At 71.4% G+C, this 14,147-nt stretch carries 16 protein-coding genes; 8 read left to right on the forward strand and 8 right to left on the reverse strand.

Annotated elements, in window-relative coordinates:
• Positions 1 to 7: 7 nt before the first annotated feature.
• From H4696_RS45355 to H4696_RS45365, 3 genes are all read right to left on the reverse strand, one after another.
• Positions 8 to 874, reverse strand: coding sequence for an HD domain-containing protein (locus tag H4696_RS45355; RefSeq protein ID WP_086858751.1), 867 nt, complete (start codon positions 872 to 874; stop codon positions 8 to 10).
• 1 nt (position 875) lies between these two features.
• A complete protein-coding gene (locus tag H4696_RS45360) occupies positions 876 to 1,202 on the reverse strand; it encodes a PadR family transcriptional regulator (protein WP_211299660.1) in 327 nt (108 codons plus the stop codon).
• Positions 1,203 to 1,424: 222 nt separating this feature from the next.
• Positions 1,425 to 2,348 (reverse strand): hypothetical protein, encoded by a 924-nt coding sequence (locus tag H4696_RS45365; RefSeq protein ID WP_086858753.1) that lies wholly within the window; start codon positions 2,346 to 2,348, stop codon positions 1,425 to 1,427.
• Between the two features lie 360 nt (positions 2,349 to 2,708).
• Here H4696_RS45365 and H4696_RS45370 point away from each other — a divergent pair, with 360 nt between their 5' ends.
• From H4696_RS45370 to H4696_RS45385, 4 genes are read left to right on the forward strand one after another with little or no spacing between them, the layout of a single operon-like run.
• Complete coding sequence (locus H4696_RS45370) at positions 2,709 to 3,461, forward strand: SDR family oxidoreductase (RefSeq protein ID WP_086858754.1); 753 nt, start codon at positions 2,709 to 2,711, stop codon at positions 3,459 to 3,461.
• Positions 3,458 to 4,513, forward strand: coding sequence for a phosphotransferase family protein (locus tag H4696_RS45375; RefSeq protein WP_086858755.1), 1,056 nt, complete (start codon positions 3,458 to 3,460; stop codon positions 4,511 to 4,513). Before H4696_RS45370 ends, H4696_RS45375 begins: the two co-directional genes overlap by 4 nt.
• Positions 4,513 to 5,169, forward strand: a complete 657-nt coding sequence (locus H4696_RS45380; RefSeq protein WP_086858756.1) for a histidine phosphatase family protein — start codon at positions 4,513 to 4,515, stop codon at positions 5,167 to 5,169. The genes H4696_RS45375 and H4696_RS45380 overlap by 1 nt, the downstream gene beginning before the upstream one ends.
• Before the next feature lie 10 nt (positions 5,170 to 5,179).
• Positions 5,180 to 6,094: an SMP-30/gluconolactonase/LRE family protein gene (locus tag H4696_RS45385; RefSeq protein ID WP_086858757.1), complete on the forward strand. Its 915-nt coding sequence runs from the start codon at positions 5,180 to 5,182 to the stop codon at positions 6,092 to 6,094.
• On the opposite strand, the gene H4696_RS45390 is transcribed toward H4696_RS45385, so the two are convergent.
• A complete protein-coding gene (locus tag H4696_RS45390; protein WP_086858758.1) occupies positions 6,095 to 6,757 on the reverse strand; it encodes an SDR family NAD(P)-dependent oxidoreductase in 663 nt (220 codons plus the stop codon). It abuts the gene before it with no gap.
• 50 nt (positions 6,758 to 6,807) lie between these two features.
• Here H4696_RS45390 and H4696_RS45395 point away from each other — a divergent pair, with 50 nt between their 5' ends.
• Entirely contained in the window at positions 6,808 to 7,365 is a 558-nt protein-coding gene (locus H4696_RS45395) for a TetR/AcrR family transcriptional regulator (RefSeq protein ID WP_086858759.1), read from the forward strand.
• A gap of 152 nt (positions 7,366 to 7,517) precedes the next feature.
• Here the strand turns inward: H4696_RS45395 and H4696_RS45400 are convergent, their stop codons facing one another.
• The 4 genes from H4696_RS45400 to H4696_RS45415 are packed head-to-tail and all read right to left on the reverse strand — an operon-like array spanning position 7,518 to position 11,278.
• Positions 7,518 to 8,345: an enoyl-CoA hydratase family protein gene (locus H4696_RS45400; protein ID WP_086858760.1), complete on the reverse strand. Its 828-nt coding sequence runs from the start codon at positions 8,343 to 8,345 to the stop codon at positions 7,518 to 7,520.
• Entirely contained in the window at positions 8,342 to 9,034 is a 693-nt protein-coding gene (locus H4696_RS45405; RefSeq protein WP_086858761.1) for an SDR family NAD(P)-dependent oxidoreductase, read from the reverse strand. The genes H4696_RS45400 and H4696_RS45405 overlap by 4 nt, the downstream gene beginning before the upstream one ends.
• Positions 9,031 to 10,533 (reverse strand): benzoate-CoA ligase family protein, encoded by a 1,503-nt coding sequence (locus H4696_RS45410; RefSeq protein WP_086858762.1) that lies wholly within the window; start codon positions 10,531 to 10,533, stop codon positions 9,031 to 9,033. The genes H4696_RS45405 and H4696_RS45410 overlap by 4 nt, the downstream gene beginning before the upstream one ends.
• Positions 10,526 to 11,278, reverse strand: a complete 753-nt coding sequence (locus H4696_RS45415) for a creatininase family protein (protein ID WP_086858763.1) — start codon at positions 11,276 to 11,278, stop codon at positions 10,526 to 10,528. The genes H4696_RS45410 and H4696_RS45415 overlap by 8 nt, the downstream gene beginning before the upstream one ends.
• 48 nt (positions 11,279 to 11,326) lie before the next feature.
• On the opposite strand from H4696_RS45415, the gene H4696_RS45420 reads away from it, so the two are divergent.
• The 3 genes from H4696_RS45420 to H4696_RS45430 are packed head-to-tail and all read left to right on the forward strand — an operon-like array spanning position 11,327 to position 14,123.
• Complete coding sequence (locus H4696_RS45420) at positions 11,327 to 12,142, forward strand: PaaX family transcriptional regulator (protein ID WP_086858764.1); 816 nt, start codon at positions 11,327 to 11,329, stop codon at positions 12,140 to 12,142.
• Entirely contained in the window at positions 12,139 to 12,933 is a 795-nt protein-coding gene (locus tag H4696_RS45425) for a tryptophan 2,3-dioxygenase (protein WP_086858765.1), read from the forward strand. Before H4696_RS45420 ends, H4696_RS45425 begins: the two co-directional genes overlap by 4 nt.
• Entirely contained in the window at positions 12,930 to 14,123 is a 1,194-nt protein-coding gene (locus H4696_RS45430) for a PLP-dependent aminotransferase family protein (protein ID WP_086858766.1), read from the forward strand. Before H4696_RS45425 ends, H4696_RS45430 begins: the two co-directional genes overlap by 4 nt.
• The last annotated feature ends 24 nt before the right edge of the window (positions 14,124 to 14,147 follow it).

The following is a 14,147-nucleotide window of genomic DNA, read 5'->3' on the forward strand; positions in this document are numbered from 1 at the left end:
CGCCGGGTCAGCGGCGGCGCCAGGCTTCGATCAGCTCGCGCAGGCGTTGCGCGGCGGCGCCGTCGCGGGCGAAGAGCACGGCCGTGAGGACGGCGAGCGCGGCCACGGCGACGATCGCGGCCGGCCACGTGATGCCGGTGTTGAGGAAGGTGGCGGCGACCGCGCCCAGGGACAGGGCGGTGCTCGGGCCGGGCCGTCCGCGTTTCCGGAGTGTCCAAGCCAGACCGGGCATCGCGACGGCCAGCCCGGCCACGAACCCGGCCCGGCGACGCCGGGTGGGGAGTGTGGCGATTTCGCCTGCCCATTCGGCGAGCCACCGCGACCGCGCGGATTTCGGGAGCAGCAGCGCGGCGAAGGCCAGCACGCGGGGCGGGCGGTCGAGGACTCCGGAGGCCAGGTCCGTCAGTTCCCGCCCGAGATCGGGCAGGTCGAGCCGGACGGCGATGGGAACCAGCGTCCGCAGCGTCTCGGCGGACTTGACGCGCCGCTTGGCGGGGTCGAGGTGCTGGATGGTGCGCAGGTTGTGCAGCCGGTCGGCCAGTTTCAGCCGCAGCACGGCGTCCGAAGCGGACGCCACGTCCTGGGTGGCTTCCAGGCGCTGCAGGCCGGCCAGCAGCGCGGCGACCGGCGCGCCGAACCCTCCGGGCGCGGGTGCGTCGTGCAGCAGCCCGGCACAGACGAGGTCCCGGCTGCCACGCTGCCCGGCCAGGATCGTGGCGACGGCGACGGGGTGCGTGAGGTAGGGGTCACCGCTCTTGCGCAGCTGCCCGCGGTGAGCCTCCGCGGCGAACCGGTAAGCCCCTTCGAGGAAGCGCACGTCTTCGGCCGGCAGGTACGCCGACACCGCGGTGGCCAGCTGATCGGGCAGTTCCACGTCACAGCCCTCCCTCGGTCAGCAACCGCCGCGCGCGGCCGCTCTGGTGCCGGTACGCGGCCTGGGAAAGCACCCGCCGCGCCTGCGCCGCGCCCTCCGCGGTGAGGCGGTACAGCCGCCGCCGGGGACGGCCCTCGGACTCGTGCACGGCGGGGTCTTCCCACTCGCTCGTCAGCCAGCCGGCACCCTCCAGCCGGGCCAGGATCTGGTACACCGTCCCGGACTTCAGCCCGACGGCGTGCATCAGGTCCAGCCCGTACCGCGCTTCGGCTGGGTCGGTGACCAGCTCGTCGAGGATCAGCGCGGTCTGCAGTGTCATCCTCGGCATACCTCTAATTCTACATAGCCCACGAACTGCGGAAACGGGTCCGAACGGGTCAATCCCGGGGGTTCCCGCAAGCCGTGGCCGCGCGGTCAGGCCGCCACTCCGCCGCCGGTAACCCGCTCGCCCCACGTCTTGAATGACTCATTCAGGTCTTCGGAGGTCCTGAATGACTCATTCAAGACACTGGCGCACCGCTGCGGACCGCACCGACCCGACTTTGCCGGGTCAATCCCAATCGATGCCGAAGACCCCGGGCCCGAAGTCCAGCGCCACGGCGTGCACCCCGTCGCCCCCGTCCAGCTTGAGCGGGCGGCGTGCCAGCGACCCCGTCGACCCGTTCCGCGAGTACTGCCAGCACCGCTCCGGCGCGGTGCCCGGCGCGAACCGGACCTCCAGCAGGTACTCCCGCACCGGGCGGCGGAACTCGCGGTAGTGGGTGTTGCGGCACTCCGGGTACGGCGGCCCGCCGTTCGTCAGCGTGTACTCGATCAAATGCGTCTCGCCGCGGTTGATCGGCTGGTCGAAGAGCAGCTCGGCGACGATCAGGCCGTGTGCCTCGTCGACCTCGGCGCGGCCCACCCGGCAGTTGCGGACCGCGTGCAGCTCCGGGGCGCCCGCCGCCGGGTCGTCCTGGGTGTACACCAGCAGCCAGCGGTCCTGGCCGTCCGAGACCGCCTGGAACACCGCTCGGGCGGTCACCGCGCGCTGGCCGCCGTCCGCGGCGATTTCGCACAGGTCGTGCAGCCCGACCAGTTTCAGCGGGTGCTGGCGCTCCAGCGCGTTCGGGGCGCCGACCTTGTCCAGCAACGGCTGCAGCACCTCGCGCGGGAACGACATCGGCTCCCCGCCCGCGTGGCGTTTCCCGGCGCCGCCGCGGGGGCGGGGCGGGGGCAGCAGGCCGAGCAGCGCGCCGGCCGGGACGTCGAGGATCTCTTCCAGGGTCCGGACCGCCGACAGCGAACTCTGCCGTTCGGGCTGGCGCTTGCCGGACTGCCAGTAACTGAGGGCGGTGACGCTGACGACGACCCCGCGGGCCCGCAGCCGGGCCTGGATCCGGTCGAGCGACAGCCCGCTCGTCGCGATGGCCGCACGCAGTTGCGTGGCGAACGCGGTGCGCCCGTTCTCGTCGCCCGCCGTGCTGCCCGCCATTGCCGATCCGCCCCGTGCCGTCCCCCGACGATCCCCGACACGGAGCACGTTAGCAGGATTGCCCACCCCCACCGCGCCCCTGATCGCCGGGCGGTCCGCTGGGGCGAACGGGCTAGTACTGGCAACTGTGAACCATTGCCCCCGCCAGGCCGGGCACGCTTACATGACTTGCCTGCGCCGGTGGTCCCGCCTCCCCCTCACGGATCACCCGGTGCGCGGGCCGAGAAGCCGTGGACAACGGCTCCGGTTCACCCGGCCGCGTTGTGCGACCGGCCGGTGTGGCCGCGCGATGACCGGTGGCCCGGCGACGCCCCCAGCGCCGGGCCACCGGTCTTATTACCAACGGGTAGCATCCGGTCCATGACGCTGCGGAAGAACATCCTGATCACCGGCGCCAGCAGCGGGTTGGGCGAGGGCATGGCCCGCCAGTTCGCGGCGAAGGGGCGCAACCTGGCCCTGTGCGCGCGGCGCACCGAGCGCCTCGAAAACCTCGCCAAGGAACTCGAGGCAGCCCACCCCGGGATCAAGGTCGTCACCCGCACCCTCGACGTCACCGAGCACGACCGCGTGTTCGCCGTCTTCGAGGAGTTCCGCGCCGAGCTGGGGTCCCTCGACCGGGTGATTGTGAACGCCGGGCTCGGGAAGGGGCAGCCGGTCGGCAAGGGCCGGTTCGACGCCAACCGCCAGACCCTCGAGGTCAACTTCGTCGCGGCCGCGGCCCAGATCGAAGCCGCCGCCGGGATCTTCCGGGAGCAGGGCGCGGGGCACCTGGCGGTGGTCTCGTCGTTCAGCGCCATCCGCGGGCTGCCGGGCAACCTCACCGCGTACGCCGCTTCGAAGGCCGGGATCTCGGCGTTCGTCGACGGCACCCGGCTCGAACTCAAGCGCAAGGGCATCACCGTCACCGACGTCCGCCCGGGCTACATCGAGTCGGAGATGAACGACCGGCTCGGTAAGAACCCGTTGCTCGCCAGGGCGGAGAGCGGCGCCCGGGCGCTGGTGAAGGCGATCGAAGCCGAGCCGCGGCGCGCGTACGTCCCGGCGTGGCCCTGGGTGCCGCTGAGCGTCGCCATGCGCGTCGTGCCCGCCTCGATCCTGCGGAAGTTCGCATGACCACCGTCGAGGTGCGCGAGGAGGACGCCTTCGACGTCGCCGCGGTGCACGCCTGGCTGACGGCCAAGGTCGACGGGCTCGGCAACGAGCCGCCGCGCGTGCGGCAGTTCCCCGGCGGCGCGTCGAACCTGACGTACCTGCTGACCTACCCGGACCGCGAGCTGATCCTGCGCCGGCCGCCCGCCGGGCACAAGGCGGCGTCGGCGCACGACATGCGGCGTGAGTACCGCGTCCAGCACGCGCTCGAGCCGGTGTTCCCGTACGTGCCGCGGATGCTGGCCTTCGGCGACGACGAGGGCGTGCTCGGCGGCGACTTCTACGTCATGGAGAAGCTCGAGGGCCTGATCCTGCGCGGCGATCTCCCGCCCGGTCTCGAAGTGCGCCCGGAGCAGGCGCGCGAGCTGTCCGGCAAGGTCGTGGACCGGCTGGTCGACCTGCACGCCGTCGACGTCGGGAAGGCCGGGCTGGCCGACCTCGGCAAGGGCGCGGGCTACGTCGAGCGCCAGATCCGCGGCTGGTCGGACCGGTACGTCGCGGCGCGCACGGACAACGTCGGCGACTTCGCCGAGGTGCGCTCGTGGCTGGCGGAGAACCAGCCCGCCGAAGTCAAGATCTGCTTGATCCACAACGACTACCGGCTCGACAACCTGGTGCTGGACGGCCCGGCGACGCTGAACATCACCGGCGTGCTCGACTGGGAGATGGCCACCCTCGGCGACCCGCTGATGGAGCTGGGCAGCATGCTGGCCTACTGGGTCCAGGCCGATGACGACGACGTCATGAAGGCGAGCCGCCGCCAGCCGACGCACCTGCCCGGGATGTTCACTCGCGAAGAGTTCGTGTCGCGCTACGCGGAGAAGACCGGCCTGGCCGTGGCCGACTGGCGGTTCTACGAGGTCTACGGCCTGTTCCGGCTCGCGGCGGTGCTGCAGCAGCTGTACCGCCGCTACCGCGAGGGCGCCACCCGCAACCCGGCGTTCAAGAACTTCTGGCAGTTCGTCGGCTACCTGGACTGGCGCTGCCGGGAAATCATCGCGAAGGGAAGCGTGTAGTGGGCGCGATCTACCTGGTCCGGCACGGTCAGGCCTCGTTCGGCGCGGCCGACTACGACGCCCTGTCGCCGCGCGGCTTCGAGCAGTCCACTGTGGTCGGTGCGGAGCTGCTGCGCCGCAACGTCTCTTTCAACCAGGTCCGGTCGGGTTCGCTCGCGCGGCAGCGGGACACCGCGGCGACGGCGCTGAAGGTGCTGGGCAGCGACGTCCCGGTGGTCGAGGACCCGCGCTGGAACGAGTACGACCACGTCGACATCGGGCTGCACCACGCGGGCGGCGCGCCGCAGGAGGATTCCCGGGCCTACCAAGGGGTTCTGGACGCGGCGCTGACCGCGTGGACGTCGGCGGGCCCCGACGGCCCGTGTGCCGAGACGTGGCCCGTGTTCCTCGCCCGCTGCCGCGAAGCGCTCGCGGACCTGGTGGCGTCCCTCGGCAAGGGGGAGAACGCGCTCGTCTTCACCTCCGGCGGCGTGATCGCCACGGTCTGCGGCCTGCTGATGGGCACGCCCGAAGCCGGGCTGCTGAAGCTCAACCGCGTCACGGTCAACGGCGGCATCACGAAGCTCGTTTCGGGCCGCGGCGGCGTAACCTTGTTGTCGTTCAACGAACACCCGCACTTCGAGGCCGAAGCGGCTTCGCTGCTCACCTACCGGTAGGAGACGTTCGATGCGGTTCGGCGAGGTCACGATCCACCCGGTGAACGGCCACGGCCCCGAAGACGTCGTGGTCGACGGCGAAGGCCGCGTCTACACCGGCGTCGACGACGGCCGCATCCTGCGCCTGTCCCCGGACGGCCGCCGCATCGACGTCCTCGCCGACACCGGCGGCCGTCCACTCGGGCTGGAGCTGTACGGCGAGGACGAGCTGCTGATCTGCGACGCCCGCGCCGGGCTGCTGGTGGTGCCGCTGTCCGGCGGAACGCCGTCGGTGCTGGCGACTTCCGCGCTGGGCCTGGACTTCGTGTTCTGCAACAACGCGGCGGTCGCGGCCGACGGGACCGTGTACTTCACGGACTCTTCCCGCCGCTTCGGCATCGACAACTGGCGCGACGACCTGATCGAGCAAACCGCGGGCGGCCGCCTGCTGCGGCGGTCGCCGGACGGCTCGATCGACTTGCTCCTGGACGGCCTCCAGTTCGCGAACGGGGTGGCCTTGGCGCCGGACGAGTCCTTTGTGGCCGTCGCGGAGACAGGCGCGTGCCGGGTGTCGCGAGTGTCCCTTTCGGGCGGTCGAGCGGACGTGCTGATCGATGGTCTGTGGGGCTTCCCGGACAACATCTCGACGGGCACGGACGGATTGATCTGGATCACGCAGGCGTCCCCGAAGGTGGCGGCACTGGACGTGGTCCGGCGGATGCCTGCGTTCGTACGGGCGGGAGTCCGGCGGCTGCCGACGTCGTTGCAGCCCAGCCCGGGCCGCGAGGTGGGCGTGCTGGGTGTCGCCGCCGACGGCAAGGTCGTGCGCGAGCTGCGCGGCGAGATCGACGGCTTCCACATGCTGGTGGGCGTCCGGGAGTGGCAGGGACAGCTGTACTTCGGCTCGCTGGAGGAGAACGCGATCGCGGTGACCGCCGCCGGGTGATCACCAGGGCACGGTCTCGCCGTGCCGGTCCAGGAACCGCAGTCCGGGCTTACCCGCCTGCGCCTCGAGAACGTCGACGACCAAGGGGATCGACTCCTCCGGTGACAGCGGTGCGTCCGGCCCGCCGAGGCGGGTGCGGTTGTGGCCCGGGTCGATCAGCAGCTTCGTGTGCCCGTCGCCGTCGAAGCGGGTCGCGTAGCTGCGCATCAGCTGGTTGAGTGCGGCCTTGCTGGCCTTGTACAGCTCGTACCCGGGTTCGGTGTTCAGCGTGATGCTGCCCTGCTCCGACGACATCACCGCGACCGTCCCGCCCGGGACGACCAGCTCGCGCAGGGCTTCCAGGACCCGCAGCGGGCTCAGCGCGTTGGTGACCATCACCTCGGTGAGCATGTCCGTCGGCACCTCGCCGATCGGGAGGTCGCCGCGATCGATGGCCGCGTTCACGAAGAGCAGGTCGAACCGCCGGTCGCTCAGCCGCGAGCGCAGGGCAGCCAGTTGGGTGGGATCGGTCATCTCCAGGGTCTCCACTCTCAGGCCGGGGGGAGTGTCGCCGCGGGTGGTGGCGGTGACGTCCCAGCCGCGGCGGGTCAGTTCGCGGGCCAGGACCAGGCCGAGGCCGCGGGAGGCGCCGATGACGAGTGCTTCGGGCACGGTGAGCCCCATTTGTCTAGACGCGACGTTGCGTCTAGACAATAGCACGCTATCGTGGCCGCATGCCCGCCCCGAACCAGCCGAGGGCCCGCTCCGGCAACCGGCGCGACGAGGCCGCGCGCCTCGCCGTGCTGCACGCCGCCGACGATCTGCTCGTCGAGCACGGGTTCGGGGGGCTGACCATCGAGGCGATCGCCCGCGAGGCCGGCGTCGCCAAGCAGACGATCTACCGCTGGTGGCCGTCGAAGGTCGAGATCCTGCTCGACACGCTCATCGAGGACGCGGCCAAGTGCGTGCCGGTGCCCGAAAAGGGACTCCGCGACTACCTCCACGCGTTCGCCCGCTTCCTCACCCGCGAGCCGGCGGGCAAGGTCATGCTGGCGCTCCTCGCCCAGGCCCAGCACGACCCGGCCACGGCGGCGAGCTTCGAGGAGCGCTACCTCGGCCCGCGCCGGGCGGCGGAACGCGACCTGATCACGCGTGCGATCGAGGCGGGGGAGATTTCACCGCGCCTCGGCCCCGATGCCTTGCTGGACGCGCTGTTCGGCCCGATCGTCTACAGTGCACTCACCGGTTCGGGTCAGGACCTGGCCGACGCGCTCGCCGACGAACTCCTCTAGCGCCCGACCCGAGCGCCCCAATGTGGCGTTGGTTGCGTCAGACGCACCCAATGTGGCGTTCGGTGCGTTCAACGCACCGAACGCCACATTGGGGCGCTTGAGCCGGGGACGACGGAAGCCGTGGCATCGGTGAAACTTGTCGAGCGGCTGCTCTAGCGGCCCGTCCAGCGCGGCTCGCGGCCCGCCGACCAGGCCGCGTAGAACTCCTTGTGGTCCTTCGCCGTCATCAGCAGCGCCTGCGTGATCGCTTCCAGCTCGATCGCGCTGCCCAGGTCCATGTCCAGTTCGCGGGTCAGCAGCACCTTCGTCGTCGCGTACGCCAGCGCCGGGCCGTCCGCGAGCCGGCGGGCCAGCGCCGACGCCGTCGAAGCCAGGTCCGCGTCCGGCACCACCTGGGAAGCCAGGCCGATTTCCAGCGCACGGGCCGCCGGGAGCTTGTCGCCCAGGATCAGCAGTTCCGTCGCGCGGCCGAGACCGACCAGGCGGGGGAGCAGGTACGCCGAACCCATGTCCGCGCCGGCCAAGCCGACCTTCGTGAACAGGAACGCGAACTTCGCCGACTCGGCCAGCAGGCGGAAGTCGCTCGCCAGCGCGATCACCGAACCCGCGCCCGCCGCGACGCCGTTGACCGCCGCGATCACCGGGATCGGGCACTCTCGCAGGGCCTTCACCACCGCGCCGGTCATGCGCGTGAACTCCAACAGCTCCGCCGTCTCGAACTTCTGCAGCTCGCCGATGATCTCCTCGACGTCGCCGCCGGAGCAGAAACCGCGGCCCTGGCCGGTGATCACCAGCACCCGGACGTCTTCGTGCTGCGGCAGCTCCAGTACCAGGTCGCGCAGGTCGGCGTAGACGTCGAAGGTCAGCGCGTTCAGCTTTTCGGGCCGGGTGAAGGTCACCGTGGCGACGCCGGCGTCCACAGTGAACTCGAAGTGCTCCCACTCCTTCGTCAGCGGTGCGGTCGCGCGGAACGGGCTCATCGTTGTATTCCTCCGCCGTCGAGTACGAGCGTCTGGCCGTTGATCGCGGCGGCTTCCGGCGCCGCCAGGAAGGAGACGGCGAACGCCACCTCCGAAGGTTCCAGCAGCCGGCCGAGCGGGGACGCCGCCGCCAGCGCCGCTTCGGCGTCGTCGGACGAGCGACCCGTGCGCTCCTGGATGCGCGCCACCGACGTCGCCGTCATGTCGGTGCGGACGAACGCCGGGCAGACCGCGTTCGCCGTGACGCCGGTCCCGGCCAGCTCCGCCGCCACCGCGCGCACGAGACCCAGCGCCGCGTGCTTCGACGCCGTGTAGGCGGCGGTGTAGCGGTAGCCGACGTGGGACGCCGTCGAAGCCACCGTGACGATCCGGCCGCGGTCGCGCTCGCGCATCCCCGGCAGCACCGCGCGGGTGCAGAGGAAGGCACCGGTCGCGTTGACTTCGAACTGGGCGCGCCAATCGTCCACAGTGGTCCGCGCGGCCGGGGCACTGGACGAGATCCCGGCGTTGTTGACCAGGACGTCGACCGGCCCCGCCGACGCGAAATAAGCCGTGACCGCTTCTTCGTCGGTGACGTCGCACTCGGCGCTGCCGGGCGCCAGCACGGTATCGCCGAGAGAGCGGAACCGGTCGGCGATCGCCGCGCCGATGCCGCGGGTGCCGCCGGTGACCACGACCAGGCGGCTCACGGGCGGGCCGCCAGTGCGCGCCGGTCGAGCTTTCCGTTGGCGGTACGGGGAAGTTCGGTCACGAACACCACCTCGCGGGGGTACTTGTGCTTGGCCAGGTGGGCTTTCGCGTGGTCCTTCAGCTCGTCGGCCGACACCGGCGCCCGCGCCACGACGTACGCGCGCGGCACGACCAGGCCGTCGACCTCGTGGCCGACGACCGCGCAGTCCACCACGGACTCGTGCCCCAGCAGGCAGTCCTCGATCTCGCCGGGCGCGACGAACACGCCGCCGACCTTGAGCAGCGCGTCGGCGCGGCCGTGGTGGCGGAAGAAGCCTTCGGACCGGCTGAAAAGGTCGCCGGTGGTCAGCGTGTCACCGTCGAACGTGCGCGCGGACTTCTCCGGATCGCCGAAGTACTCCAGCGCGATCGTCGGCCCGGTCACCCGCAACGGCCCGATTTCGCCGTCGGGCAACGGGTTTCCGAGCTCGTCGACGACTTCGGCGGTGTAGCCGGGGACGGCGGTGCCGAGCGTGCCGACCCGGGCCTGGCCCGGCCGGTTCGACAGGTAGATGTGGTACGCCTCGGACGAGCCGATCCCGTCCACCACCGGCACGCCGAAGGCCGCGTCCCACTTCCGGTGCAGCTCCGAGGGCAGCGCCTCGCCCGCCGACGTCGTCATCCGCAGGCAGCTCAGGTCCTGCTCCGCCGCGGCCGGGTGGGCGACCATCGCGCTCATCATGGTCGGTACGTTGACCAGCACCGTCGGCCGGTGCCGGGCGATCAGCTCGAAGATCAGGTCGGCCGTGCTGCGCTCGGGGAACGCGATCCCGGCGGCCCCGACGCCGAACGGGAACAACGCCACGAGGTCGCGTGCGTAGCCGAAGAACAGCTTGGGCACGGCGAGAACCCGGTCGTCCGCCCGCAGGCCGAGCACCTGCACGGCGTACCGTTCGAAGCTCTCCAGCGGACTGCGCAAGGTGTGGACGCACGCCTTGGGTGCGCCGGTGCTGCCCGTGGTGAACTTCCAGATCCCGATGTCGTCCAAAGTGGTCGGAGCCGCGGCCAAGTCAGGAGACGCGGCGTCGAGCAGCGCGCGAAACGACTGCTCGTCCGGGCGCAGTTCCGCCGCGGGCACGCCGAGCACCAGCAGGTTCCGCGCGCCGGCGGAGCGCAACGCGGGCAGTGTGACGGCGTCCGCGACCACGGCGACCGCCTCGGTGTACCCGAGGTAGTAGGCGTAGTCCTTGGGCTGCAGGAACGGATAGACCTCGGCGGTGACCGCGCCGATCTTCTGCGCGCCGTACCAGGTCGCGACGAACTCCGGGCCGTCGCTCAACGCCAGCAGCACTCGCTGTCCTTTTCGGACACCGGCGTCGCGTAGCACGTTCCCGGCGCGGTTGGCCAGCTCGGCCAGTTCGCCGTACGAGATCGAGCGATCCCCGGCGAGCAGGGCGACGCGCCCCGATGCCACGTGCCGGTCGAGGAAGTGCGTGGCGAGGTTGAACGGCTCACTCACGGGCCAGCTCCCGGATCGCTTCCACCAGCAGGTCGGTCAACGTCGAGAACGTCTCGGCGCCCTCTTCCGCCGTCGCTTCCGCGGGCTTGCCGCAGTACGCCTCGGACATCCCCATTTCCAGGAAGCCGCCATCGGACGGGGCCGAAGCGAGGCTCACGGGCACGTGCGGCAACGTCCGCATCACCGCCTGGTCCACCAGCTCGGGCCGGTCGGCCAGCACCAGCGACGTCTCGTACCGCCCGGCGTGGCACTCGCCGGACCGGAACTCCTCGGTCAGCCGCTGCGCGTGCCGCCGCCGGACCAGGTCGAGCAGCGCGGCGCGGCCGTCGTAGGCGAAGTTGAGGGTCTCCACCGCCCGTCGCAGCGTGACCAGGTGCGCGGGCTCGAAGTGGTTGTTGACCAGCAGGATCCGGCGGAACCGCTGGCCGATCAGCGCGGCGCCGATGTCCACCAGCAGCGCATGCAGCGTCTCTTCGCCGATGTGGACGCCGCCGGCGAACCCGGTCGCGAAGCGCGTGACGCCGTAGGGGACCTCGGGCAGGACCAGCACGTGGACCTCGTCGTCGGCCGCCAGCCGCTCGGCCGCGCGCTCGCACATGCCGCGCGAGATCAGCGGATCCGTGCCCAGGGGCGCGTGCGGACCGTGGGGCTCGACCGCGCCCACCGGGAGCAGGAGCACCGGGACGCGGTCGCCGTCCGGCAGGGCCGCGACCTGCCGCGAGGTGAGGTCCGCGAAGTACGTCACGCAAATCAAGCTACACCGCAGCGGCCTGAGGTGTATAGAGTTGCGCCCATGCCCGTCGACGCCTTCGAAACCGGTCCCCAGGACCTGGTCGTGACGTTGCTGGGCAGCTACGTGCACCCGCGCGAGAGCCGCCGGGTGTGGTCGGGCGGCCTGGTCGCGGTGCTCGCCGAGCTGGGCTTTTCCGACGGCGCCGCCCGCATCGCGCTGACCCGGCTGGTGCGCCGCGGCCTGCTCCAGCGCCACCGCGAAGGCCGCACCGTGCACTACTCGCTGACCCGGCGCAGCATCGCCCTGCTCGCCGACGGTGACCAGCGGATCTTCTCCCTCGGCCGCCGCGAGCGCGCCGCGGGCGAGTGGACCGTGCTGTGGCAGAGCATCCCGGAGAGCCGCCGCCAAGCCCGCGAGCGGCTGGTCCGGCGGCTGCGGTTCCTCGGCTTCGGGCCCTACCAGGACGGCACCTGGATCGCCCCGCACGACCGCGAGGCCGAGGTGCTCGCGCTGCTCGGCGAGCTCGACGTCGCCGAGCACGCCGGGCTGCTGCTCGGCCGCCCGTCGGCCGCGCTGGACGTCCGCCGGTTCGCCGGCCGGGCCTGGGACCTCGACGACCTGGCCGCGCGCTACACCGGGTTCGTCGAGCAGTTCGGCGGGTACGCGGGGAGCGAGCCCCCGGACGCCGAGGCGTTCGAAGTCCGCACCCGGCTGGTGCACACCTTCCGCGCGTTCCCGTCCCTGGACCCGGAACTGCCCGCCGACCTGGTGCCCGCACCGGATCGCCGGGCGGCCGCGGTCGAGTTGTTCCACGATCTGTACGCCGCGCTCGCGAAACCCGCGCAGCGCCACTTCGACGAGGTGACCCGAGGATGACCGAGCCCAGTTCCGCCACTCAGGAAGCCCTGAGCTACACCTCGTACCTCGCGCTGGACGAGGTGCTGGGCGCGCAGCGCCTGCGGTCCGACGAGCACGACGAACTGCTGTTCATCGTGATCCACCAAGTGTACGAGTTGTGGTTCAAGCAGATCCTGCACGAGGCGGAATTCCTGCAGCAGAACCTCGAAGCGGGCAACACCGCGCACTCGATCCGCACGCTGCGCCGGATCCTGACGATCCTCAAGGTCGCCGTCGCGCAGATCGACGTGCTGGAAACGATGACCCCCAGCCAGTTCACCAGCTTCCGCGCGCGTTTGGACGCTTCGAGCGGCTTCCAATCGGCCCAGTTCCGCGAGCTGGAAGCCGTGCTCGGACGGCGTGACGAGCGCGTCTTCGCGCATTACCCCGAAGGCGGGGAGCAGCGGAAACGCATTGCCGACGCGATGGCGCGGCCCTCGTTGTTCGACTCTTTTTTGGCGTATCTCAAGGCTTCTGGCTATTCCGTCGAGTGTGATCGAGACGTCACTCGACCGGTGGAGCCGTCTTCGGCCCTGCAGGCGATATTGCTGGACGTGTACAGCGACGACGGCGGACCGTCGGTCGTCGCGGAATGTCTGGTGGATCTCGACGAAGGGATGCAGGAGTGGCGCTACCGGCACGTGAAGATGGTCGAACGCACCATCGGCGACAAGACCGGAACGGGGGGATCTTCCGGCGCGACCTACCTGCGCACCACGCTTTTCCAGCCGATGTTCCCCGACCTCTGGGCAGTACGGAGCCGACTGTGACCACCCTCGACGACGTCCGCGCGGACCACAACACGCTGGCCGCGCACTACTCCCGGTTCGCGGTGGCCGATCGCCTGCTGCTGTCCGGGCATTCGCACCAGGCCTGGCCGGACGTCGCGGAGGAGGGCCTGCTGGAGTCCTTCGCGGACGCCGCCCGCGACGTCGACGCCAAGTGGGAGCGCGCCTTCGCGAAGGCCGACGAGCTGCGCGCCGGGTTCCGGCAGCTGCTCGGCGACCCGCACGGCGAATACGCGCTCGGCGCGAGCACCCACGACCTGGTGCTGCGGTTCCTGTCCGCGATGGAACTGCCGCGAAGACCTCGCCTGGTCACCACCGACGGCGAGTTCCACACCCTGCGCCGCCAGTTCGCGCGGCTCGAGGAAGAAGGCGTCGAGATCGTCCGGGTGCCGCTCGACCCGGTGGCCACGCTGGCCGAGCGCGTCGCCGGCGAGGTGAACGACGACACCGCCGCGGTGCTCGTCTCGGCCGTGCTGTTCGAGACGTCGCGGCTCGTGCCCGGGCTCGCGCACCTCGCCGACGCCTGTCGCAGCCGCTCGATCGAGCTCGTCGTCGACGCCTACCACGCGCTCGGCGTCGTGCCGTTCGCGTTGCACGACCTCGGGCTCACCAACGCCTGGGTGCTCGGCGGCGGCTACAAGTACCTGCAGCTCGGCGAGGGCAACTGCTTCCTGCGGCTGCCCGCGCACGCCCAGGAGCTGCGGCCGGTGATCACCGGCTGGTACGCCGAGTTCGGCGCGCTGGCCGACGAGCGCCACCCGGGTGCGGTCCCGTACGCCACCGGCGGCGACCGCTTCGCCGGCGCCACCTACGACCCGGCCAGTCACTACCGCGGCGTCCGGGTCCAGCGGTTCTTCGCCGAGCAGGGCCTGACGCCCGAGTTCCTGCGCGAGGTCTCGCAGCACCAGGTGGGCCTGCTCGCGTCGGTGTTCGACAAGCTCGCGCTGCCCGCGGACGTCGTCACGCGGGACCACGAGACGCCGCTCGACCGGATCGGCGGGTTCCTTTCGCTGCGCTGCGCCGACGCGGCCGGGCTGCAGGCCGCGCTGGCCGCGCAGGGTGTCCGCACCGACAGCAGGGGGTCCTACCTGCGCTTCGGCCCGGCACCGTACCTTTCGGACACCCAGCTCGAGACGGCGATGGCCACCCTCGGGTCGGTGGTCCGCGGCTGACCCCTGAGGTACCCCCTAACCCGG

It is taken from the genome of Amycolatopsis lexingtonensis, from assembly GCF_014873755.1.
Taxonomy (GTDB): Bacteria; Actinomycetota; Actinomycetes; order Mycobacteriales; family Pseudonocardiaceae; genus Amycolatopsis; species Amycolatopsis lexingtonensis.